This window comes from Kribbella sp. NPDC055071 (genome assembly GCF_053608045.1).
On the sequence record NZ_JBSGUS010000006.1, the window covers coordinates 228,229 to 250,287 of the forward strand.

Sequence of the window (22,059 nt, forward strand, 5' to 3'; positions counted from 1 at the left end):
CCTGGGAGGACACCATGCCAAGCGCCAACCGCATCACCACGCCCGTCGTACAGAAGAACCTGGCCGAAGCGGCGGTTCGAGGATGACCGGGCAAGAGACCACAGCCACGGCCGCGCGGGCGGACACGGCGACCGCAGTGGCCAAACTGATCCGCTTCCTGGAGACCAACGTCGTACCGGACGGGCTCTTCGGACCGGACGTCTTCACCGATCTCACACTGCCACACTGGCGGATCCAGGCCACCACTGCCGACGAGGTCGCGGCGATCCGAATCCAAGGTCATTCGTCGCCCGGACAGGTCCGGGTGACCCGCGTCGACCCGACAGATCGCGGATTCATCATCGAGTTCGAGGAGCGATGGCACAACGAAGGCCAGCAGTGGTACTGCCGGGAGATGATCCGGGCCGACCTCACCGCCGCGGGCATCTCGGAACTGTCCATCTACTGCACCGGCGACTGGGACGAGGCGAAGCAGCGCGAGCACGCCGCCGCCGTACAACTCGTCCGGCCCTGAACCCGTTGCGGAGATCGTCCAAAAACCTACGATGGGCCTGATGGCACCCTCGCCGACGGTCCGCGACCTCCTCGACCGCGCCGACGCCGCTCGCGCGGCCGGTCGGGGAGACACCGCGGCACGGCTGTACGACGAAGCAGCGGCGCGCGGCCGCGACGAGGACGACCTGCCCGGTTGGACCCGGGCAGTGCTCGGCGCCGCGACCGTCCACCTGTTCGGCGCCCATCCAGGGAAGTTGCCGGCCCAGTTGTACGACGTACTCGTGCGCACCACCGACGACGGAGCGAGAGCCCGCCTGGCCGCCGCACTCGCTCGCTGCTGGGCGTACGCCGGTGAATCCGGCCGGGCCGCCCAGTTCGCCGACGAGGCCGTGAAGTACGCGGAACGGACCGGCACGCCAGAGCTCATCGCCGACTGCCTCGACGCCTCACTTGCCGCGCACTGGGGCCCCAACGAACTCGCCGTACGTCGGACTCTCACCCAGCGCCTCGACGACGTCGCGGCCCACGTCCTCGATCCGGAAGCCCGGCTGCAAGCACATCTGTGGGGTCTGCAAGTCGCCTGCGACAATCTCGACGTCCAGGCGATCCACCGGCAGATGCGTGCGCTCGAACGCCTGGGTGAGGAGTCATCTCGTGCGCTCTTCTTCGCCGCATCCCGCCGGCTGATGCTCGATCTGCTCCGAGGGCGGACCGAGACCGCCGCACGATTGCTCGAGATCGCCACCGAGGCAGCCCAGCAAGCAGCACTTGCGGACGCCTGGCTGGTAGTGACGGCAATGTCCACCTACGCCGCTGCACAAAGTGGTGACCGTTCGGCCTGTGCAGCCGGGGCAGCCATCGCCGAGTCCTTCGCCCAGTCCGAAGGCATCACGGTGATGTCAGCCGAGGCGGCCTTCCTCTGGGCCTGCGCCGGAGACGAGACTCGGACCCGCACTGTGGTGCACACGTTCCACGGCACAACGCTTGACGATCTGCCCCGGGACGTGAACTGGTTGCTGACGCTGCAATGCGTCCTGGAGGCAGCCTTGGCCGTCTCGGACCGCGAGGTCGTCGGCAAGGCGGCTCAGCTGCTGAGTCCCTACGAGGACCGAGCCGTGTTCAATGCCGGCGCGGTCATGTTCCACGGTGTCACCGACGACACGCTGTCGCGGGCGGCCGCCCTGCTCGGCGATCCGGCAACGGCTGACAGGTTACGCGGACGCGCCCTTGCGACCTACGAGCGGCTCGGAGCCACGTGGTGGCGAGACCGGCTGACCGCCTGGGACTGTCCCACTGTCGTTGCCAACGACAACGACTACATCCATTTCCACGCTGCCTCGGGAGGGCTCTGGCTGATCGGCAGGAACGCCGGTACGCCGATGCGCGAGCTCCGTGGTTTCGGCTATCTCGGTGAGCTGCTGCGCCGCCCGCGGCAGCCGATCGCGGCACTGGATCTCGTCGGCACCGATGCGGTGGTCGAATCGGGGCTGGGCGAGATCGTTGACCAGCAAGGGCTGCAGGCCTACCGGCGGCGGCTGCGTGATCTCGACCAAGAACTCACCGAGGCCGAAGACTGGTCGGATCCCGACCGGCAAGCCGCCTTACAGTTCGAGCGCGAGGCGCTGCTGGACGAGCTCGCCGCCGCCACCGGCCTCGGCGGACGACCCCGCACCACCGGCTCCAGCCAGGAACGCGCTCGCGTCGCCGTCAAGAAGGCCATCACCACCGCGATCGACCGCACGGCCACCGTCGACGCTGGCCTCGCCCACCACCTCCGAACGACGATCCACACCGGCCTCACCTGCACCTACGACCCCGGTCCCAGCAGCCCACGCTGGATCCTCGACTGACCTGCACGCGCAGTCCGGTAAGTACCTCGTAACCCGTCCCGCCCTTGACCGGAGCGACTGCCGGATCAATGGTCGAAGCGGGGGGATTGTGATGACGACGACTGCTCGAACCGTTCCTGATGACCGGGTGCTGCCCTACACGCGAGGCCTGTCGCTGGGCATCGTGCCGTTCCTCGTCGCGGGATTTGTGATTCTGTACTTGTTCCCTCAGCACACCGCGCGCTGGTGGGCCTGGCCGCTGCGACCGACGATGACCTCAATGGTGCTCGCGTCGGCATACCTCGGCGGCGCCTACTTCTTCGTTCGGGCGGTGCTCGAGCGACACTGGCACGTCCTCGCCCCCGGCCTGCTGGCCGTTGCGTTGTTCGCCACGCTGCTGGGCGTGGCGACGGTGCTGCACTGGGACAAGTTCAGTCACGACAATCCGGCGTTCTGGGTCTGGTCGGGCCTGTACTTCGTCGCCCCGTTCCTCGTCGTCGCTGCCTGGCTGGCCAATCGCAGGTACGCCGCGCCCCCACGCAGCAAGCTGATTCCTCAGCCGGTCCGTGTTGTCGTGACCGCCATCGGCGTACTCGCGGTGCTCCAGGGGGCTGCCATGTTCGCCTCGCCCTCGACCTTTGTGGATCTGTGGCCGTGGACGCTCACTCCACTGTCCTGCCGGACGTTGGCAGCCGTCTCCTGCCTGGGCGTGACAGGCGTCGGGATCTGGAGCGACCCTCGCTGGTCGACGCTACGCCGGATGCTCGAGGTGGAGATGCTGATGGTCGGCCTGATCCTGCTCGCCGCCGTCCGGGCCCGCCCCGAACTCGACCCGACCAAGCCACTCGCCTGGCCACTGCTGGTCGGATTCTCCCTGATCTTCCTCGCCTCAGCGGTAGCGTGGCTCAGACCACAACGACTACCGCGGCCTGAGATCTGACGACAATCACGACAGCCTACGAAGGCAAAGTGGTGAGTAAAGAGTGAGTTATGCCCCGGAAGTTCATTACCTCCGGGGCATGTTGCCTGGTGAGAGAGCCGGTGAGGGGACTTGAACCCCTAACCCCCGCTTTATGGCACCAGGATTGTCATCGTGCCTCGTCGACACTCAAAGATGGCTCTGACCTGCTTGCTCTCCCATGGAGAGTTGCCATTGCATGCTGCCGGTCCGCAACGCCTGCCGTCCAATCCAGTGAGTAAAACGGTGAGTCGAGGACGTGTGGCCTGCCAGGAGACGAACGGCCAGGCTCAGCCGCCCTCATGAACTCTGGTCGGCGAGTACCAAGCAATAGTGGCGCACAGTCGTTCCAGCGGAGATCGCCTACTTCGGACAGCGTCGTGGTGTTTCCCGAGCCGGATGGGCGGCACGGCTAGCGCGCCGTGGACTGACCGCTGACCGAGTTGGTCAGGGAGGCCCAGGCGAGAAGCCCGGCGTCGACGACGCGGTAGTACTGGGGCGAACGACCACCGCCCAGACGCGGCAGCTTCTCCAGCACGCCCGCGTCGGCCAGCCGCAGGACGACCGGTCGGACGAGGCTGTCAGCCAACCGGGAGGCGGCCGCGATCTGCCGAACAGTCACGAACTCGGCGCCGTCCTTTGACACTTCGAGCAGATGCGCTGCGCAGTCAGCGAAGTGCCGGTTGTTGAATAGCGCTGCCGACTTCGCCCGCCGCGCCTCCCCGTCGGGAACAGTCACTCGATCTAGTATGCCTTGTGTAGCGAAGTCCGTCACGCGGTTCGCAACCGCAGAGGAGAAGTAGATGTCGCAAGCGCAGGTGTTCACGGCGCGTCCGACGCGTGCCGATGATGCCGTGGACGGGCCGTCCGAGATCGTGATCGCGGGCCGACGGGTCTCGCCGACGGTCGTGTTCGACACGTATTGGGAGTTCGCTGCTCAGCGGCAAGCCGTCTACGCAGCCCGCCTGGCCGGAGAGTCCGGGCCGTGGACGGACGACCCGATTCTTAAAGCTCACAGGTTCACCAATTGCTTCCGGGCTGCCGACCGCGTCAGCCAGTACCTCATCTCCCAGGTCCTCTACGCCGGCGACTCTGACCCGGCCGAGGTCGTGTTCCGCGCGCTGCTGTTCAAGATGTTCAACAAGGTCTCCACGTGGGATCTCCTCACAGCCGCGCTAGGCCAGTTGACTTGGGCCGAGTTCGACCACGCTGCCTATGACACGGTCCTCAGCCGTGCGCTCGCCGACGGCCAACGGCTGTACTCAGCCGCGTACGTCATCCCACCGCCCAAATTCGGAGCTGTCCGTAAGCACACGAACCATCTGCGACTCCTCAATCACATGATGAGCACGGACCTGCCTGCCCGGCTGCAAACCGCAGTCACCATGAAGCAGGCGTTCGAGACGCTGCGGGCCTTCCCAGGTATGGGTGACTTTCTGGCCTTCCAGTTCCTCATCGATCTGAACTACTCCGAAGTGCTCAACTTCAGCGAGATGGACTTCGTCGTCGCAGGACCGGGCGCTCGCGACGGACTTCGCAAATGCTTCGGCCCGCAGGCATCGGGCATCGAAGCAGACCTGGTCCGCTACATGGCTGACACCCAAGACGCGAACTTCAGGCGGCTCGGCCTCGACTTCGGCGGCTTGCGCGGGCGCCCACTGCAGCTCATCGATTGCCAGAACCTGTTCTGCGAGGTCGACAAGTACGCACGCGTCGCGCACCCCGACGTCGCCGGTATCAGCGGCCGGTCACGCATCAAGCAGAAGTTCACCGCCGTGAACCAGCCGATGACTGCCTGGTTTCCCCCGAAATGGGGCATCAACGACGACCAACCCGCCGCCCCCTCTCGCCGGTCATCGCTCGTCGCGGTCTAGCGGCCTTCCGCACTCTTTGACGGTTGGTGACGCGTCGTCAGGCCTGTCCCCAGGCGTCGCCGAGGTGATCGGCGAGTGCGCGGTTTGATGCGTCGGTCTGGATGCGGCCGGCCGTCACGGTCAGCTGCCCCGGCGTCAGGTTGACGGCTTCCGCGACGTACTTCAGCAGCCGCGCCAACCCGAGGTAGTTGCCGTACCCCTTCTCCACCAGATACTCGTAGCGGTACTGGGCGAGCAGATGCACGTGTCCGGCGTCGAGTTGGAACGACAGCAGCGACAGGCACGGAAACGCGCGCCGCCCAGTGTCCTTGTGTGGAACGAAGATCGGCACAGCCACTTCGGCACTGCCCAGACCCTCCTCGTTCTTGCCGCTGTCCGCAGCGGCGTCGTCCTGCCGGTCGTGGGCAGCTTGGATACCGACCTCGTAGCGCGCGCTCATCGGTCCTGGCGTCTCCAGCTCGTGCGCGAGCTTGCAAATCAGCGGCGTCAGCTGGTCCAGGTCGCCGGTCGGGCTCGGGTAGGCCACGATGCGGCCGAAGTAGGTGCCCTTCTTGTTCGGTCCGAACCGTCGAAGAGTCGAATACGAGTCGACGTATCTGGCGACCAGAGCTTCCGGCGAGTCCGACTCGGCCGCCGGTCCGCTCGGAAAGATTGTGTGAGCGACGGTCTCAGCCGACTGCATCCGCAGATCCCGGAGAAGCGCGTCGTAGCCGTCGCGAATGGATGTGTCTTCTGCCAGCGGGTTCTCGATGCGCGTCAACGTGTGGAACGCTTTCCCGCCCTGTTCTTGCACGTCTTTCGCCGTCTCCAGCCACGCCTGCGACAGGTTGTCGGCGACGACGACACCCGGCGTAACGCGGCTCATCGGTCGCTGCTCGTCTTCGGCTGACGTCCGGCAGGCTGCGGCCCGGCCTCGACCGTCAGGGTCCAGCCAGGGTCAGCTTCGGCCTCGACGGTCAGAAGCCCGGTGTGCGGCTCGGCCAGGTCCACGACGTCCAGGACCACGCCGTCGGCGAACTCGGCCCCGGCTGTGGTCCCGGCAACGGCAAGCCACGCCGGTGCGTGCACCTGCGCCGCCGTGATTCCTGGAAGCACCAACCGGTCGCCGGTCTCCGTGTGCACGGGAACTCCACTCAGTGGCGCACCTACGACGAGAACGTCACGACGCCGGTCGGCTGGCGGCTCTACGCCCCGGTCGAGACGCGTTTTGAGTCGGCCGGGCGGCACCTTCAGCCACGTGTTCGTGTCTCGCGGAGACGCCAGTTTCAAGTTCGGCAGGTGCCTCAGCGTGGTCGCGTACGACGTTCCCAGAATGACCGACAACCGGTACACGTCCAGCGCAGACTCGGGCCGGTCGCGACCCAGGAGCCGCAGCGCGGTAGCGACGACGCGTCGCGGCATGAGGAACCATGCAGCGAACGCTTCGGCACCCATCTCCTGATCGGTCCAGCGCCGCGGTGCCCCATTCTCAGGGAGCGGGTCGATAGAGCCGCCACCGACGTCGATAGTGCTGCCGTCGTCAACAGTCGTGGTGTGGCGCAGCAGATGATGGCCAAGTTCGTGTGCCGCCGTGTGTCGGCGAGCTCCCCGCGGAAGGCCGCTGTTGACGAGGATGCCGACCGTCGCGTCCGGCTCGTTGAAGTAGAGGCCGAACAGGCGCGGCATCGGTCGCCAGAACAGGTCCAGGTCGGCGCGACCGATGGCGGCCTCCACGTCAACGCGTGGCGCCGACAGGTCGACCTCGAGGGCGCCGTGAGCGCGCGCGGCGGCAACGTTCGCCAGCTTGTTTGCCTGCTGCCAGGTCCCCATCCGCCCTCTACCCCCGATGCGTCCGACAACCGGCGCAACCTGAGTATCGACCTCGCGGGCAGTCGGCACCGAGCGCGACACGACGGCCCTCACGAGGAGACACCTCCGCGATGTTCGGGCTTGTCGACCTGCGCGCTGAACCGGAGGTACTCGGCGAACCGCAGGACTTCCTGACGGTCCTGATCGGTCAGGTCGTCGAACACACGTGCCAACGCGGCCACGGGGGCCGCCTCGTCTTCGTCGACACCTGACTCGCCCAGCAGGTAGCTGACCGGGTAGCGGTACAGCTTCGACAGCTTGCGCAGCTCGAGGCTGTCGACCTTGCGCTGGCCCCGCTCGATGTCCGACACAGCCGTGCGCGGGATGCCGGTCGCGGCCGCGACGTTCTGCTGGGAGATGCCGAGATACTCGCGAATCTCCCGCAGCCGAGCGCCCAGCGTCCGCCACTCCGCGTCGATGCCTGCGTCCGGAGCATTCACTGAGCGGCCTCCGACGGAAGCTCGAGGATCGCGCTGCGGACCGCAGAGGCGAACGCGGCCACTGACTGCATCGCCTCAGCCGTAGCCGGGTTCGCGTCCAGCTGCACGCCGAACCGCTCTTCAACACGCACCAGCACCTCCACTGCCAACAGCGAGTCGATCGGCAAGCCAGGCCCCTGCTCCTGCAGCTGCTGGCGCAGGTCGGCGGGGTTGACCCCACCGTCCTCGGCCAGCAGCTCGATGATCACGTCCTCAATCACTCGCTGCGTAGGAATCTCCATGACGCCTCCTGATGCCGTGCTGGTCGGATTCCCCGACGCCCTTGTCTGTTCATCCTACAGCTTATATGTTGGAAAATCAGACAGACTGCCGAAAAATCAGGAGGATCTCCTCATGGAGTTCAGAGACTTCCAGAACCGGGCGCTACGCACCGACCAGCGGCCTGGCATGGACCCGACTGACATTGTCGTTCACTTGCTCGGCCTGGCCGGCGAAGCCGGCTCGGTCGCATCGGAGTACAAGAAGATGCTCCGCGACGGCGGCTCACACACGTGGTGGCGGCCCAAGATGCGCGAGGAACTCGGTGACGTCCTCTGGTACGTCGCCGCGATCGCGCGGCATCTCGATCTGGACCTCGACGAGATCGCCCAGGCTAATCTAGAGAAGACGACTGACCGCTGGCTGCCCTCCAGTAGCGCCGCGCTCGACGCGAAGTGGCCCGACGCCGAACAGCTTCCACGGTCGGGAACCTACGAGTTTGTGCCCATTACGGCCGAGTCTGGCCGTCCTGCAGTCGATCTGTTCCTCAACGGCGAGAAGGTAGGTGCCCAACTCACGGACGCCTCCTACGTCGATGACGGCTACCGGTTCCACGACATCTTTCATCTGAGCTACGCCGTCATTCTCGGCTGGTCGCCCGTCACTCGGTTGATCCTCAAGCGGAAGCGGAAGAGTGATCCCGCCACCGACGAGAATGAGGACGGCGGCCGCGCCATCGTCATCGAAGAAGGCATCGCTGCGACCATCTTCGGCTACGCCTCCCAACACAACATGCTCGAAGACATCAATCGCCTCGACCAAAGCTTGCTCGACACTATCCAGATGGTCACCGGCCAGCTTGAGGTTGGAGTCCGAAGCCAGGCGAACTGGGAGTCGGCGATCCTCCAAGGCTTCGACGTGTTCCGGCAGCTTGTAACGCATCAGGGAGGGCGCGTGCACTTCGACGCCGACGAGCGCACCCTCACCTTCGAGGCTCCCGAGCACACGCCATGAGATGCGCCCGCCAGCCGTCACATCGAGCTGCGTCCAGGCCGGGCTGCGACTGAGTTGAGCGCCGTGTGGGACAGATGTTGCGGCGGTTCCAAAGCGCCGGCCAACGTCGTACCCGCCGCCGTTCTCGATCACGAGCTTCGCATTCGAGAGCGAGAGTTCTGTCTGCGCGTTCGCCTCGTACGAGTGCGGGTCCTGGTCAGGTTCGGAGACGATCGATATCACCTCGATCTTGTCCCCGCGATCTGCTTCACGATGTCGCCGTACGCGTCGGTCGACGCCACGACCTGCACCCCGGCCGTCAACGCCCATCACGCGGGTTCCAGTCACGACCGTGATGCTCGACAACGCGGAGCACTATCCCATCGAGGAACCCGGCCGGCAGCAAATGCAAGAAGCCATCATCGACTTCATCACAACCACCACGAGATAGCCTCGCATCGCCAGCGCCGAGCACCGGGGCCGCAGCAGGAGCGCGCCGGCCGCGTCCAGGAAGACCCACCGCGACAACCCTCTAGGCGCCGGCCAGTCATCCCGCCAGGTCGCCGACCAACTCGGACACGTCCCCACATCGAGGACAGCCGACGACGACTTCTGCGCGGCTCACATCGGACCACGCCCCCGCGACGGAGAGGAAGCCACTCGGCTGATCCATCCCTCTGGCGGTCGAGGGGACCAACTTCAGACACAGATGATCAAGTGATGTCGACGAGAGCTGGGAGTCAAGAGGTAACGTTCGGTGATGAACCCGAGTGGTGGCAATGATCCTAACCGGGAGGGAGTACGCCGGCTTCTGACCTCGACGGCGCATGTCGCCCGAGTGTCCGGGCGGCGGCCAATTCGAGGACTTCTGCGGCGGCTCACCGGCGGTCGTCTTGGCAGATCTACTGACTGGCCCAAGGTTCCGCGGCTACCCGCTCCGTGGCAGGACACGGCCTCGGCCGAGCTATCGAGTTGGCGACAGCGCGCGGCCAACTCTGCGGATCTCGCCGACCCGCTGATCCGCAAAGGCGAGTTCGTGTTTGCCGTCGACTATCGGGTTTGCCGGCGGTGTCAGCCTCGATGTGCCCGGTCGGAAGCCGCCGATAACCTGACCAACGGTTCACGACGCACACTGGGATCGTCGCATAAGCCGACACACGATTGAGGGGCGTCGACGATCGGACGCGCGATCGCCTCACTGCCGACGCTCGTCACGGCTGCCGATGTGACGCCGGCGGGCCTCCGAAAGGTCGCCAGGATCCATACCTTGCCGCGATCCGCCTGCCGAGAGTAGATAGTCACAATCTTCCTTCTGCCATCAGGACGCCATGCACCGACAGCGGGACTGGTAGTCGGCGCAGAGTGCTAGGGCAGAGCGTCTGCACTCATTCGTCGTCGAGCCACTCGGCGCCGGTCGCGTCGCGGTGGAAGCCTTGATGGTCTCCGCGTGCGCAGGGTCGACCGGTCATCGGATTCGTCCCATCGCAGCGAACGGCGGGCCTCAGATCGGGCCATCCGGTCGCATCATCGCCGCCACGCCACTCAACGCCCGCCCTCGGCGCCCCATCCGCACTCATACATGAAGGCTGCTTGAGCGAGCCAAGACAGGAGAACCCCATCCGCGGACACTTCCGGACATTTTGTGCTCCACGACATAGAACGCCGCGACCGACGTCCGCAATTGGGATGCGCTCGCGGCGGATCTCTTGAGCATCACCACGTCCGGCGACATACTCACGGCACCGAACCCCAGGTGACGCGAGAGGCGGACGGCTGACGTCCGATCGCGCGGATGGTTGCCAATGCCGCAGGACATCACAGCTCGGGGCCGGGGTCTTGTTGGGTGAGGTCAATCGCTGGCGGGCTCGCGCGGCGCCTTGGCCTTCGAGCGTCGCTGTAGTCCGCCAAGGGGCGGGTGGTGAGGAGGGCGTCGTGGAGGTGTTGGCGGCCGGGTTGGGATTGGGAGAGGGCGACTGCTGCGCCGGGGAGTTCGACCGCCCAGACGCGAATGAAGGTGCGCGATAGGTCGACGAGCATGTTGGCCGCCGTTCGCTGGGATTCCGCGGTGACGGCGACGATGGCTGTGTCGGTGGCGGCGTACCGGGCGAGGATTCTGGTTTGTTCGGCGGACAGGAGTGTGTCGCATAGGGGGATGGCAGCCCAGCGGCCGGTGGTTTGGCGGCTGATTCGTTCTATGGCGAGCGCGTCGAGTGGGTCGTTTACCAGGATGGGCATGGCTCCTTCGGAGAGAAGGTCGAGCTGTTCGGCGATTCCGACGAGAGAGCCGGAGCGACGGTGGATCTGGGTGGCCGGCGACATCGCGTAGTACGGCGACGACGTGCCTCGAACGCCGACAAAGCCGACGGTCTCCAGGCGATCGTTGCGCGCCGGGAACAGCACTTGGTCGCGGAAGCGATCGACTGTACGGCCTTCCGGATCGAGCAACGCGAGGCCGGCATTGCGGATTGATTCGACGTCGAAACCGCGCGAGCGCAGATGGTCGACCAGCCGGCACTGTGCGTCCGGTGCATAGCCGAGAGCCCAGTTCGCGCTCGGCTCCAGGACCGCCCGAGCGCCGCCGTTTCGCAGGTACTCCCCCGGCCAGCCTTTGGCTGATCGCAGCAGCTCGCGTCGGTAGAACATGGCCGCGGCTCGGTTCACGTCCAGCAGCCTGCGTCGCTCCGCAACGGTCGCGACCGAGTTCGGATCAGGTGGTCGCCGGTTCATGATGCCTCCGGCAACGTCGAGTCATCGTCATGACCTCGACGATCACCGCAAGGGCATCAGACCAGAACCCTGGTTCGAAGATCCAGGACTAGGAAGAGTTGCCAAAGGCAAGCAATGGAACGTTGTACAGATCTGGTTGCCGCACACGCGAGAAGGACGGCGCAATCACTTCCACCAGGTACATCTCAGTCAGGAACTGAATCTGGGCGCCGAGCAGGTGACTGGTGTGGGCGGTCGCGGAATGGGCCTTGAGGCCAACCGATACGTGGATGTGCGGCAACACCGTGCCCGACTCATCGTCGTACGCGAGAGTGCCGCCACCGACGGCCTCGACATTCTCCAGATGTACGGCGCTCCACACCGGCGCGGCTGGGTCATCCAGCTTCTCGCAGGTGCCGACCAATTGGACGTCGCGCATGCCCGCGATGAACATCGGGATGAAGCCCTGCCGCACGCCGTACTGAGCGCAGAACTCCGCCAACGCACTGTAGAAGTCGTCCCCATGATCGAAATGGACGGCGAACGTCCGCCCCATCGTCAGTTCAGCGGCGCGCAAGACCAGCTCCTTCAAGAGTGTCGAGATAGGCAACGTATCGAATCGCTGTCTCCAGACCACGCGTCGACAACAGCCGACTCCGAGGATTCGCGATCTCGGTGACCCCGGCCGCCGCGAGCTCCTCACACCGACGGACAAACCACTGCCACGGCACATTCAAATAGCTCGCCGCAGCAGCAAGTCGATACTCCGATGTCGGCTGATCGATCAACGAGTCCGACGCCAGTTGAGAGTCGATGTCGCGGTAGACAGATCGACGCGACGCGGGCGCGCTTGCATCGACGTACCAAACTCCCGATCCACCCAGCCAGTTGGCGACGATCGCCTCCTCCCCCAGCACGAACCCTTCCACCTCGGCATGCTCCGGCTCAGGGCTCAGCTCCACGGAGATCTCGAACGCCTCCATCAAGGCCATCGCCAGTAACAACAAGACCCGCTCGTACCCAGGCGACGCTGCAACGTCTGCCTCGGGAATGCAGAACCCGCGCCGCATCCGCGGGAACCATCGCGCCGTACGTCGCAGGTAGTCGAACTTGTGGCTCCACAGCAACCAAGAGGCCGCCTCCTCGCCGCGCCGCTCGCGGGTCCAGAAGAACGGCAGTCCGCCGACACGATCGAGATGCCGCGTGATGTGACGGGCGCAGAATCGTGAACCCAGCCACTGGGCCGAGACGGGACCGAGCGACGCCACGGCGTCGAGACCGACGTCCGACGAAGCCCGTTCCTCGTACGGCGCGATTCGCGCCTGAGCCCGGTCGAGTTGAGCGTCGTCGGCCAGCATGGCGATGTCGGCGTTCATCGTCGCCCAGATGATCCCCATCGTCAGGTCGTCGAGGAAGGTAGCCGACGAAATCGGCTGCGGACCGGTACGGCGACCGCCGCGATCAACGAATCGCCGACCATCGGCGACGTACAGGTGCTGATCATCGCCGGCCGCGACCACCAGTGATCGTCGATCGGGCCGGGTCAGCACTCTGTCCAGTGCACGATCAGAGTCAACCAGCAGCCAATCAGTCCCGACGTGGATCACCTTGCAGTAGTGCGCCAGAATCTCGGCGCCGGCAAACGACCGCCCGGCGGGGAGCGTGACGGTCGACGTCTCACCCGGCGGGTGCTTCACGTGCATCAGGTCGGACAGCGACACCGCAGCGGCAGGCTGCGGCGCCTGCGCAGTTCGCTTCCAGTAGAAGCCCAGATCGGCATCCGTCGCCGCGTTGAAGATCCGCCGTAGCGCACCCCTGACATCTGCGGACGGCCAGGTGTACCACCCGCACTCGTAGTCGGAGATCGCCTTCGCAGTGATCGTGATGTCCTTGCCCGTCGCTCGGTAGATCTCCGCACTGACTAGGTCCGCGAGCTTGGCCTGCGACATACCGCCGCGGGCACGTCGCAGCAGCCTGTTCGGAGTCCGGGCGCTCTCAGCCACGCTCAGACCCACCGCCGGCCAGAGCCGGGGGCCAGTAGCGATCGCGTCCGGACCGTCGTCGGCCTCCCTGTTCGACTCCGATGTACGCCGCTGCCAGTTGACGTCCACCGAGTCGGTCGAGGATCCGGATTCGGACAGCTGGCTCGAACCTCCTGGGCAATCGTCCGTGGGCACCTACGATGATCAGCCGTCCACCGTCGAGACGGCCGGTGTGCTCAAAGATCCAACGTTCGGCAATGCTGCGAACGGTGGCCTTCGGCGGCCGGCTGAACTTCGCCGTCCGCGCGACGGCGATCCACCAGTCGCCGTCCCGCCCGCGCATGGCGATCTCAAATGCGAACCTGGTCCTGCCCGTCATCACCCCTCCTCGGGTATGTAACGGCAGGATGCCTGTTGGCGGCCGGACAGCGTCACGGCGAGAACGGACATCTCCAGACGTCTCGCCTCACCGCAAAATGTCCCGAAATGTCTTAGGTTAGGTCTCGTGCCCAACGAACGACTACGAGCGGCGATGGTGGAGCAGGGCCTCACCCATCATGCCCTCGCGGAGGAGCTCGGAGTCAATGTCAAGACGATCGAACGCTGGGTCGTCGGCGACTATCTCCCGTTCCCGCGGAACCGCCACAAGCTAGCAGCCCGCCTCGGCCGCGACGAGTCCTACCTCTGGCCCGACGCACTGACCCGTGATCGGGCCGCGGCCGTATCCGCGAGCGAGCTCGTTCAGGTGTATCCACGGCGCTCCGACGTACCCATCGAGGAATGGCGCCGACTGTTCGACTCGGGCCAGCGGGACATCGGCATCCTCGTGTACGCGGGTCTCTTTCTCGCCGAGGACCCGATGCTCCACCGGATCCTTCGGAAGAAGGCCAAGGCCGGCGTCCGCATTCGCATTCTGGTCGGAGACCCGACCGACTCACACATCGCGGAACGCGGTGAAGAGGAGAGGATCGGCGACGCGGTGGCCGCCAAGATCCGCAACGCCATTGCCTTGTACGGCGATCTGCCCCGGACCGCCGGTATCGAGTTCCGGATGCACAGGACCGTTCTGTACAACTCGATCTACCGTGCCGACGACCTCCTCTTCGTCAACACCCACATCTACGGCCTCGCCGCCGCACAAGCGCCGGTGTGGCACCTCCGCAGAATCCCGGGCGGCGAGCTGGCCAGTCACTACATCGAGAGCTTCGAGCGGGTCTGGGACGAGGCCATCGCGATGAGGGAGGACTGATGCCAGGACGCATCGACTACCACGACGACCCTGATGCACCAGCTGCGAACAGCATGGTCCCGTCCGTCAACGTCATCATCGAAAACGAAGCCGGCGAGATCCTCCTGATCCAGCGATCCGACAACGGCAATTGGGCCTTGCCGGGCGGAGCGATCGACCTGGGTGAGTCGATGTCGCAGGCGGGCGTACGGGAAACCAAGGAAGAGACCGGCATCGACTGCGAGATCCTCGACGTGCTTGGGATCTACACCGATCCCAAGCACATCATCCTGTACACGAGCAACGGCGAAGCACGACAGGAGTTCTCCATCCTCCTGCGTGCTCGGTCGACCGGCGGTCAGCCAACGACCAGCAGCGAGAGCACTCAAGTGCACTGGATTCCGCGCGACGAGCTCAATGGCCTGAACATGGACCGATCGATGCGGCGCCGGATCTCGCACTATTTGGAGCCGGGTAACACGTTGTACTTCGACTAGCCCCTTAGGAGGTGCCCGACTTCTGAGGCCGCACGTCGAAGGGAAGCGGCCGACCGGAGGACGGACCGGTGTACGACGTGCTCACTCGAGTACCTCATCAGGATCTCGCTGAGACGCTCTTCCACCGTGACCTGACAACCATCGGGTGATGTGGTCACGTCGCAGTACGTCAACGCATCCAAGAGGTCCTGGTCTGGTGGCGCGAACTCGTCGGCCAGCTCCGGAATCCCCCGCTCGTCGGCCTCGACGAGCGCTCCCGAATGATGCGCGACGAGGCGGCACACCATGTCGTCGGCGACCATCACGTCGCGCAGGTAACGAGCGCCGTCGAGCGGATGGAATCCGGTCGATCGGAGCAGTGACGAGTACCCGATGTCGTGCAACCACGCGGCGGCCAGGACCAGGCCCGCTCGGTGACCGAGCACTGGCGTCAGTTCGGACGCGCGCGCCGCCACCCCTTGGGTGTGCGCCCATCTCCGCGGCAGTTCCTGCCGGAGGAAATGCTCGGCCGTTGAACTCGCTACCTGGACGTCGATCACGTCAACGACAGTACGACCGTCGAACCGGACACCGGTACTACATCTGCGGACATCTTCGGCAAAGGACTCGCTGCGAAGATGTCATCGGTTGATGGGCTCGGCCGCGGACCAGATCGTCTCGAAGCTCGCCACGTACTCGTCGAACATCTCGTGGCGCTCTGCTCGATTGAAGTGAAAGACCGGCGAGTCGACGACGGGAATGCCGTATGCGTGCTGATTGACCAACAGTTGTTCGTCGGAACGGTAGATCGAGTTGTAGAGCACCGCATCATGAAGCCGCACCTCGAGATCTTTGCCGTCAGGAAGGTGCCCCAGCAGTCCCAGTGCGGCGCGGATTCGATCTGCGAGGACCTCGTCGCGCAACTCCTCAGTTCCACGCTGGACGACCTTGGTGCTGTCAGGCGTGCCGAGGGCGATCCTGATTCGCACCCCTTGGCTGGTCTTCGCGGCGAGAAGGTCCTGGATCCGCGGATCTTCGAGCAGGAAGAGCGCGCTGTACGTGAGGATGCCAATCTCGGTTTGAGCTCCATCGAAGACCGAAGCCCACTCCTCCCGCGCGATGGCACCGCGCCGCGCGTAGACGCCGGCGAGCTCAGCCGGTCGCCTGCGCATGCCACCGGAAATCGCCAGCTCCGGCCACAGTCGCTCCTCGTCGACACCCAGTGCTCGGGTCAGCGCCACTCGAGTCTGCTGATGAGGCACCTGTCCGCCCAACCAACGGCGGACAGTCTTCGGGTCGACTGCCAGCGTCACGGACAGGTCCAACTCACTCAGGCCTGCGTCGTACATCGCCCGCCGGAGCACCTCGTTCACTCGGATCGTCGTCCTTACCCGTGGGTAGATGTCGGTAAATGTCTAATCCGAAGGTAGCACGAAATGTCCGCAAATGTCCGGCGACAGGGTTCTCCTGTCCAGCGCGCCGCGGGCAGTCTTTGAGTCATGCTCGGCGCCTTCGCCGGGCGGTCGCAGTGAGCAAGGAGCGTGCAAGTGAGTAGCGCCGCAGACGTCGGACAGCGTCGCGTTCGTCAGCCCGGGAGGCAGGCTTGATTCGCCGCGGGGAGCTGTACCGGTACCGCGATCCATCGGGCGTGAGTGGCACCGGAGTCGTCGCCCTCGTCGCCGAATTCCCTCCGAACGAGGACGGGCAGCAATGGCTCGCGGTCAAATGGCTCGGGCAGCATCCCTGCCTGACGTTCTGGTCGAACATCGGCGACCTGCTCGAGGTACATGGTCACCTGGGCGCGTCGGAGATCCGATGGCTCGACGCGGACCCATTCGACCAGGATCAGACGGCGTTGGCTGAAGGCAGCTCGCGCCGTTCCTAGAAGCCGGCGAGGCCGACGCGTGAGCCTCTCCTCCGCGTCGGTCGCGCCTTCCAACCCGTCGGGCGCAGCTGTCGACCGCCACGGGATCGGGTCCCTGCCGCTGCTTCCCCTGTCGGCGGCAGGGCCCCAGTCGTTCGGAGTCGCGCTTCAATCCCAGCGCTCGTCGACGATCTCGTCATTCAGATCGCTAAACCAGGAGACCACGTCGCTCGCGCGGTACCGCAGATGCCGGCCGACTCGCTTCCCGCGTGGACCGTATCCGTGGGTGCGCCAGCGGTACAGCGTCCGCTTTGGCACTCGCAGGTATGCCGCCACCTGGTCTATGTCCCAGAGCGGGTCCGGTTCGACCGCACGCATCAGAGACCTCCGATGGCAGCAGCTTCTTCGTGTTGGGTCAGCATTTCCCGCCGCTCTCGATCAGACTTCACAACCCGCCGAAGATCGCGAATCGTCCAACCGAGGATCTCGGCGGCGGCCTCAGCCGATCCACAGATTCGAGCAAGGTCCGCGGTTTCTGCTGCAGCAGAAGCTTCCGCCCGCGAGACCCTGTCGTCGTAGCGTTCAATAGCCTGAATCCTCGCCTCGGTGGCTCGGTCGAGAGCGTCGTACGCCCTGATGGTTCGGGCGGTGACGGACTCGATCTTGGCTTGCCGTTCGCGCGCTCGCCGTAGTGCGGCGACTCTGTCGCTGGCTCCCATCCTCGCCTCACAGGTCCGGGCCGTCTGGAGCCAGGAACACCGAGTCGAGAGGTCGCGCCGCCACCGGAGGCAGTGGAGCCCGGTTGACCTCGATGTGGGTCGTGGTTGCGTCGAGGAGCTGTCGGGCCGCATTGACAACTCGGGCGCCGGTCGCGGTCACGACGTCTGCCAGCTGCGCCGCGTCGACCGATCCGGCCCAGCGCGCCACATAGTCGAACGACGACTCACCCGCGCCGATCCCGTGGTGCGCGAGAAGGATGTAGGCCACCGACTCAGCCTCGACCTCTCGGATTGCACGGGTAGGCGTACCGGCCTCCGTCGCATGTAGACGGGTGTGCGCGACCTCGTGGGCAAGACGTCGGACGGCCACGGCATCGTCCAGATGATCTGCGACAACAATTCGGCGGTCGTCGTAGTCGGTGAAACCTTCGGACGCATCTCCGGTCGCACGAACCTCCAGGGTGTACTTGTCCCGAGAGACCTCGTCGGCGAGGGCATCCCACAGCCCCCGGGCGACGTCGGGACCCGTCGTACGACGTGGAAAGTGGATGGGTGGGCCGACTGTGTCGGTCACGTCGTACACCTCCCGACCCGAAACCCGATCACGTCATGTTGAACCGTGACGCTTGATCCAGCGTCTTGGCTTGTGTGGCCTCGACTCCGGATCGGTCGGAGGATCTTGATTGCCTGCTGCCTCCTGACCTTGCGGCCGAGCTGCTCCCAGGTCTGCGCCGGTGCAACCCAGTTCGCCTGCGGCATCTGCAGATTGATGAGAACGAGGTTCCCGAATCCGAACCTGGGAAGCAGGGCTGCGACATCCAGCAACCTCGACCAGTCGCTGGCGGTGTGGAGCTTTCGTACCTCCGTCTTCAACACTTGATGCAACTCTTCGGCGCTGACCCAATCATTGCCCACGGCAACCTCCAGTAAGATCGACGACAGCGGCTCAACGGCCGAGGTCGACCAGCTCTTGTCCTGGATTCGCAAACCCGGTCGATACTTCGAGAACGGGCGCGGGGTGCCGTCTTGCCTCAGCGCTACCGGGACGAAGCTGGCGCGATGTTCCGGCGAGCCGCCGGGCAGCGTCCGAGGCGACGTCGAGGTGGGCGACACAGTGAGCGAGCGCCTCCATCAAGTCCTTGAAGGGACCCGCCAGATTCGTCCGTACCCAAAGCGCCTGAAGTGGTCGACTACCGAGAGGCCGATTGAAGTATCTGAAGTCGTGCGGAACTACATCTCCACGCGGCACGAAGAGGCGTCCGTCTCCGATCATCTCGGTCACCATCAGCCGTTGGCGCTGGGCAACGCGATGAGCCGACCACAGGAGCTCGTCGACCACATCAACAAGGCTCGCCGTACGTCTCCGATCGACGACCTGGTCGCGATCATTCCAGACGCAGTCGAGAGCTTCTCTGAGTTCGAAAAAGGCCGCCTCGCCCGGCGACGCCGTCGGCCCCCGAAGATCAGAGAGGCGACGCTGCCAGACTCGAGCGACGTTGAGCGCGGAGGAGTCGTGCGCCTGCAGCGCCGCCATCACGGCCATCAGATCGCGACGATTCCGAGGATGCCAATCCACCGAAGCGCACTGCAGCCGGCCGACGAGGAGTGTCGTCGCACCGGCGACTGTCCGCACCTGACTCGTTGTAGACCGAAGGTCCCGCGTGAGAAGCGACCGCGATGGGACCGATTCGTGCGCTCGGTCCCATCGCGTCGCCGCCGAGGAGATGCGCATCAATTCGTCGCCGGTAGCCGGTGGTCCTATCGCAGTCAGCGAACCAAGCGGACCGAGATCGCCCGCTCCACCGTGCGTGGTCGAGTAGGTCTGCAGCTCGGCGATCGCTGCCCGAACACCGTCGTACTCCGGCGTTGCCTTCGGGATCTGCCGCAGCACGGCGTCGGCGGCGACTAGCGCGACCGCAGCTACCTCGGCCCTGGCCACGGCCAGATGACGAGGATCATCGAGTGCGGCAGCGTGGTGCGCGTTCTGTATCGCTAGCAGGTCTGCTCCCGCGCCAATTGCCTGAGCCAACCTCACCAACGAGCTATCGCGCGGGTCGTCTGCGCATTTGAGACCGTCCCCAGCCCTCAGCTCCACACGCAGCCACCGCAGATGGATCCGTGCGGCTGCGAGCACCGATCCCCATCCAGCGAGAAGCTCGGCGAGGTCTGAATACCTTCCGCGATGGACATTCACGGCGAGGCGGCGAGCGAGTCGCAACAGATCCTCATACGTGGCGCGCATCTCGAACCATCCGGATATCCGCGATAGCAGTCCGAAGAGCGTCCCCCAGGGCGAGCCGCCAAGTCAGATCCTCGATCGGCACATCGAGCCCGCCGACCAGCTCCGCAGCCTGCTCGAGCAGTACGACGGGATCGTCGGTCGAGCCACCGTCGTAAGGCTCGTACGGCATCACATCGAGCAGTTGACACAACCGATACCGGCTAAAGGCGGTCATCGCCCACCGCCCGTCTTCTGTCGCCTGCTCCATCGCCTCAACAATCGCTTCGGCGCGAGCGACCAGCTCAACAATCCGACGCCTCGTCTCGCCGTCACCCGGCAGGTTCTCGTTCACGCGGCTGTTCCTTCCGTCGCTGTCCTGGATCCAAAGGCCCAGGAGCAACCGCCGCCCACGAATATTTGCCGAGGGCACCGACCCACCTGAACCACAGCCACTCAACGGATGCCGCCAACAACTTTTCCACCCAACGAGAAGCTCGCGTAACAGGCGAGGATCGGAGCGACCGAGCGCCCACGCAGCGCTCCAGGAAAGAAGGCCCCACCGAATCCACACTCCCGACGCAGCTCGCGCGGCTACCAGACGCCGAATCCCCGATGCCCCTTCGAAGAATGTGTAGACCTGTTGCAGGTGCGGGTGAATCGAAATGGAGGCGCCGAAATGTCGCTCTGACCTGCACGTCGCTGCCTACCCGTGATCGTCACTCGCCCGCATTCTATGAAGCTGTGACTGTGGGCACGAGCTTGCCAGAGCGGCTGGCGAGCGCACGCGCGGCGAGCGATCGAATTCTTCAGTCAGACATGGGGAGGATCGGCATGCGTTGTCAGTCCCGACGGCGGCAGAGGATTTCATCCTGTCGTGATGCGCATCCTCCGTCGGTACGACCTTGGCTATGTGACCACTATTGGCGTCAGCCTCAGTGACGCCGAGGAACTCCGGCCGGGTCAGGTCGAGTCACTGACCCGATGGCGAACCGATCGCAGCAAAGGATCGGGCAGCTGCGATCGAGCGGGCGCGGTGGGGCGGTCCGCGGACTATCGACCCTGCATCGACCGTCCCGGCAGTAGCTGCGGTGCGCAACAATGCACCAGCTTTCACGAGGATGGGATCCTCGAAAGGTTGTCGGTGTTCCCCGGGGACTAGGATCCGCCACCTCTCTCGTCGCCGGTGACGATCGCGGAACCAAATCGAATCTCATCGATGCCGCGGGGCCAAAGTCGGACATTGCCGTCGCCATGTGTGACGGTGTTCCGGCTGCAGCGATGAACAGGAGATCGCTCGGCGATCGCAGCATCAGACACCAGGATGTCGCACATGCACTTGCCCGCCGTTGTACCGTCGGCGTTTTACCTCGGCAGCAACCCCGTCAATTCGTGGGGACAGAGACTCGAAACGATCAGAACGCGCATCGGCGGAGCCAGCCGGAAGCCTCGCGGTAGCCGTTCGAGTCGGCCACCAGCATCTCCGCCGTGGACATCGCCAGTGCCAGGAGCATCAACACCACCCCCGCCAGCAGACTCCACGAGATCCTGCCGAACCGGTCGTGATCGAACTCGTGTGCCGCCTCGAAGCCACCGACTGTCGCACCTGCGGCCACGAAGCCGAACAAAATCATAGACACGATGACACTCAACCGCTTCTGACCGACGACGTTTCGCAGGCGGGTCTCGATCCGGACCTCGGATCTCGGATCCAGCCTACTCAGGTGATCCTCGATCGCTCGCTTGACGCCTACCCGGGCACCGCGTTCCGTCAGTATCTGCGCGACGTAGTGAAGGATCACCAGCAGGATCAGTGGCGCGGCCAGGACAATCGAGTTCAGCACATCGGAGCGTCCGTCAGGGCGAGCCACCACAGCGACTGTTGCGATCCCTAGCGTGCCGACCAGGCCGAAGTACTTGTCCGCCGAACTCGTATAGGAGTCGATCTGGTCGCCGAGCTCTTTGATCTGAGCAACCAATCGATCGTTGGCCGCCCCGGCGGTGGCCGCTTGAACTGCCGCTGGCACGACGGTGGCCGCCTGCCGGGATGCGGTACGTCGCTTGAACACCCGTGCCCCCTCGTCTCCTGATACCCCGGTGCGCATGATTCCCGCTGACCGATCGATTCAACCCTGGGGCGTTGCTGGTCGCAGGTAAATTCTCCCATCGAG

The 22,059-nt window shown here is 65.0% G+C and carries 24 protein-coding genes; 9 read left to right on the forward strand and 15 right to left on the reverse strand.

Features of this window, described 5'->3' with window-relative positions; translation table 11 throughout:
• Positions 1-82: 82 nt before the first annotated feature.
• From ACWF4Z_RS13135 to ACWF4Z_RS13145, 3 genes are all read left to right on the forward strand, one after another.
• The gene (locus ACWF4Z_RS13135; protein WP_452243226.1) at positions 83-514 is read left to right on the forward strand and encodes a hypothetical protein; all 432 of its coding nucleotides are present in this window, start codon (positions 83-85) and stop codon (positions 512-514) included.
• Positions 515-554: 40 nt separating this feature from the next.
• Positions 555-2,345, forward strand: coding sequence for a hypothetical protein (locus ACWF4Z_RS13140; RefSeq protein ID WP_452243227.1), 1,791 nt, complete (start codon positions 555-557; stop codon positions 2,343-2,345).
• Positions 2,346-2,436: 91 nt separating this feature from the next.
• Positions 2,437-3,264, forward strand: coding sequence for a hypothetical protein (locus ACWF4Z_RS13145; protein WP_452243228.1), 828 nt, complete (start codon positions 2,437-2,439; stop codon positions 3,262-3,264).
• A 430-nt stretch (positions 3,265-3,694) separates the two neighbouring features.
• On the opposite strand, the gene ACWF4Z_RS13150 is transcribed toward ACWF4Z_RS13145, so the two are convergent.
• A complete protein-coding gene (locus ACWF4Z_RS13150) occupies positions 3,695-4,021 on the reverse strand; it encodes a hypothetical protein (RefSeq protein ID WP_452243229.1) in 327 nt (108 codons plus the stop codon).
• 64 nt (positions 4,022-4,085) lie between these two features.
• Between ACWF4Z_RS13150 and ACWF4Z_RS13155 the strand changes: the two genes are divergently transcribed.
• On the forward strand, positions 4,086-5,156 hold the full coding sequence (locus tag ACWF4Z_RS13155) for a nucleotide kinase domain-containing protein (RefSeq protein ID WP_452243230.1): 1,071 nt from the start codon (positions 4,086-4,088) through the stop codon (positions 5,154-5,156).
• Between the two features lie 37 nt (positions 5,157-5,193).
• Here the strand turns inward: ACWF4Z_RS13155 and ACWF4Z_RS13160 are convergent, their stop codons facing one another.
• From ACWF4Z_RS13160 to ACWF4Z_RS13175, 4 genes are all read right to left on the reverse strand, one after another.
• Positions 5,194-6,021 (reverse strand): hypothetical protein, encoded by an 828-nt coding sequence (locus ACWF4Z_RS13160; RefSeq protein WP_452243231.1) that lies wholly within the window; start codon positions 6,019-6,021, stop codon positions 5,194-5,196.
• Entirely contained in the window at positions 6,018-6,965 is a 948-nt protein-coding gene (locus ACWF4Z_RS13165; RefSeq protein ID WP_452243232.1) for an ImmA/IrrE family metallo-endopeptidase, read from the reverse strand. The genes ACWF4Z_RS13160 and ACWF4Z_RS13165 overlap by 4 nt, the downstream gene beginning before the upstream one ends.
• Positions 6,966-7,054: 89 nt before the next feature.
• Positions 7,055-7,444 (reverse strand): helix-turn-helix domain-containing protein, encoded by a 390-nt coding sequence (locus ACWF4Z_RS13170; RefSeq protein ID WP_452243233.1) that lies wholly within the window; start codon positions 7,442-7,444, stop codon positions 7,055-7,057.
• Positions 7,441-7,725 carry an acyl carrier protein gene (locus ACWF4Z_RS13175; protein ID WP_452243234.1) on the reverse strand — a complete coding sequence of 95 codons (285 nt, stop codon included), beginning with the start codon at positions 7,723-7,725 and terminating at the stop codon, positions 7,441-7,443. Before ACWF4Z_RS13175 ends, ACWF4Z_RS13170 begins: the two co-directional genes overlap by 4 nt.
• On the opposite strand from ACWF4Z_RS13175, the gene ACWF4Z_RS13180 reads away from it, so the two are divergent.
• The gene (locus tag ACWF4Z_RS13180; RefSeq protein WP_452243235.1) at positions 7,724-8,716 is read left to right on the forward strand and encodes a MazG nucleotide pyrophosphohydrolase domain-containing protein; all 993 of its coding nucleotides are present in this window, start codon (positions 7,724-7,726) and stop codon (positions 8,714-8,716) included. The two genes, ACWF4Z_RS13175 and ACWF4Z_RS13180, sit on opposite strands and share 2 nt — an antisense overlap.
• A gap of 1,794 nt (positions 8,717-10,510) precedes the next feature.
• On the opposite strand, the gene ACWF4Z_RS13185 is transcribed toward ACWF4Z_RS13180, so the two are convergent.
• The 3 genes from ACWF4Z_RS13185 to ACWF4Z_RS13195 form a co-directional block, all read right to left on the reverse strand.
• The gene (locus ACWF4Z_RS13185; RefSeq protein WP_452243236.1) at positions 10,511-11,422 is read right to left on the reverse strand and encodes a hypothetical protein; all 912 of its coding nucleotides are present in this window, start codon (positions 11,420-11,422) and stop codon (positions 10,511-10,513) included.
• A gap of 88 nt (positions 11,423-11,510) precedes the next feature.
• Positions 11,511-11,978: a PPC domain-containing DNA-binding protein gene (locus tag ACWF4Z_RS13190; protein ID WP_452243237.1), complete on the reverse strand. Its 468-nt coding sequence runs from the start codon at positions 11,976-11,978 to the stop codon at positions 11,511-11,513.
• On the reverse strand, positions 11,965-13,578 hold the full coding sequence (locus ACWF4Z_RS13195) for a hypothetical protein (protein WP_452243238.1): 1,614 nt from the start codon (positions 13,576-13,578) through the stop codon (positions 11,965-11,967). The genes ACWF4Z_RS13190 and ACWF4Z_RS13195 overlap by 14 nt, the downstream gene beginning before the upstream one ends.
• A 310-nt stretch (positions 13,579-13,888) precedes the next feature.
• On the opposite strand from ACWF4Z_RS13195, the gene ACWF4Z_RS13200 reads away from it, so the two are divergent.
• Together ACWF4Z_RS13200 and ACWF4Z_RS13205 are read left to right on the forward strand one after the other, a co-directional pair.
• Positions 13,889-14,632 carry an XRE family transcriptional regulator gene (locus tag ACWF4Z_RS13200; protein ID WP_452243239.1) on the forward strand — a complete coding sequence of 248 codons (744 nt, stop codon included), beginning with the start codon at positions 13,889-13,891 and terminating at the stop codon, positions 14,630-14,632.
• A complete protein-coding gene (locus tag ACWF4Z_RS13205) occupies positions 14,632-15,108 on the forward strand; it encodes an NUDIX hydrolase (RefSeq protein ID WP_452243240.1) in 477 nt (158 codons plus the stop codon). The genes ACWF4Z_RS13200 and ACWF4Z_RS13205 overlap by 1 nt, the downstream gene beginning before the upstream one ends.
• Here ACWF4Z_RS13205 and ACWF4Z_RS13210 read toward each other — a convergent pair.
• Complete coding sequence (locus ACWF4Z_RS13210; protein WP_452243241.1) at positions 15,105-15,647, reverse strand: HD domain-containing protein; 543 nt, start codon at positions 15,645-15,647, stop codon at positions 15,105-15,107. The two genes, ACWF4Z_RS13205 and ACWF4Z_RS13210, sit on opposite strands and share 4 nt — an antisense overlap.
• 81 nt (positions 15,648-15,728) lie before the next feature.
• Positions 15,729-16,328: an XRE family transcriptional regulator gene (locus ACWF4Z_RS13215; RefSeq protein WP_452243242.1), complete on the reverse strand. Its 600-nt coding sequence runs from the start codon at positions 16,326-16,328 to the stop codon at positions 15,729-15,731.
• Positions 16,329-16,690: 362 nt separating this feature from the next.
• Between ACWF4Z_RS13215 and ACWF4Z_RS13220 the strand changes: the two genes are divergently transcribed.
• The gene (locus ACWF4Z_RS13220; RefSeq protein ID WP_452243243.1) at positions 16,691-16,972 is read left to right on the forward strand and encodes a hypothetical protein; all 282 of its coding nucleotides are present in this window, start codon (positions 16,691-16,693) and stop codon (positions 16,970-16,972) included.
• Positions 16,973-17,119: 147 nt separating this feature from the next.
• Here ACWF4Z_RS13220 and ACWF4Z_RS13225 read toward each other — a convergent pair whose 3' ends face one another.
• From ACWF4Z_RS13225 to ACWF4Z_RS13235, 3 genes are all read right to left on the reverse strand, one after another.
• Complete coding sequence (locus ACWF4Z_RS13225) at positions 17,120-17,329, reverse strand: helix-turn-helix transcriptional regulator (protein WP_452243244.1); 210 nt, start codon at positions 17,327-17,329, stop codon at positions 17,120-17,122.
• Positions 17,330-17,677: 348 nt separating this feature from the next.
• On the reverse strand, positions 17,678-18,244 hold the full coding sequence (locus ACWF4Z_RS13230; RefSeq protein WP_452243245.1) for an ImmA/IrrE family metallo-endopeptidase: 567 nt from the start codon (positions 18,242-18,244) through the stop codon (positions 17,678-17,680).
• A gap of 372 nt (positions 18,245-18,616) precedes the next feature.
• On the reverse strand, positions 18,617-19,303 hold the full coding sequence (locus tag ACWF4Z_RS13235; protein WP_452243246.1) for a hypothetical protein: 687 nt from the start codon (positions 19,301-19,303) through the stop codon (positions 18,617-18,619).
• 57 nt (positions 19,304-19,360) lie between these two features.
• Here ACWF4Z_RS13235 and ACWF4Z_RS13240 point away from each other — a divergent pair, with 57 nt between their 5' ends.
• On the forward strand, positions 19,361-19,579 hold the full coding sequence (locus ACWF4Z_RS13240; RefSeq protein WP_452243247.1) for a hypothetical protein: 219 nt from the start codon (positions 19,361-19,363) through the stop codon (positions 19,577-19,579).
• Positions 19,580-19,895: 316 nt separating this feature from the next.
• Here ACWF4Z_RS13240 and ACWF4Z_RS13245 read toward each other — a convergent pair whose 3' ends face one another.
• Both ACWF4Z_RS13245 and ACWF4Z_RS13250 read right to left on the reverse strand, forming a co-directional pair.
• Positions 19,896-20,243 carry a hypothetical protein gene (locus ACWF4Z_RS13245; RefSeq protein ID WP_452243248.1) on the reverse strand — a complete coding sequence of 116 codons (348 nt, stop codon included), beginning with the start codon at positions 20,241-20,243 and terminating at the stop codon, positions 19,896-19,898.
• Positions 20,244-21,303: 1,060 nt separating this feature from the next.
• Positions 21,304-21,957: a hypothetical protein gene (locus ACWF4Z_RS13250; protein ID WP_452243249.1), complete on the reverse strand. Its 654-nt coding sequence runs from the start codon at positions 21,955-21,957 to the stop codon at positions 21,304-21,306.
• Positions 21,958-22,059: the final 102 nt, after the last annotated feature.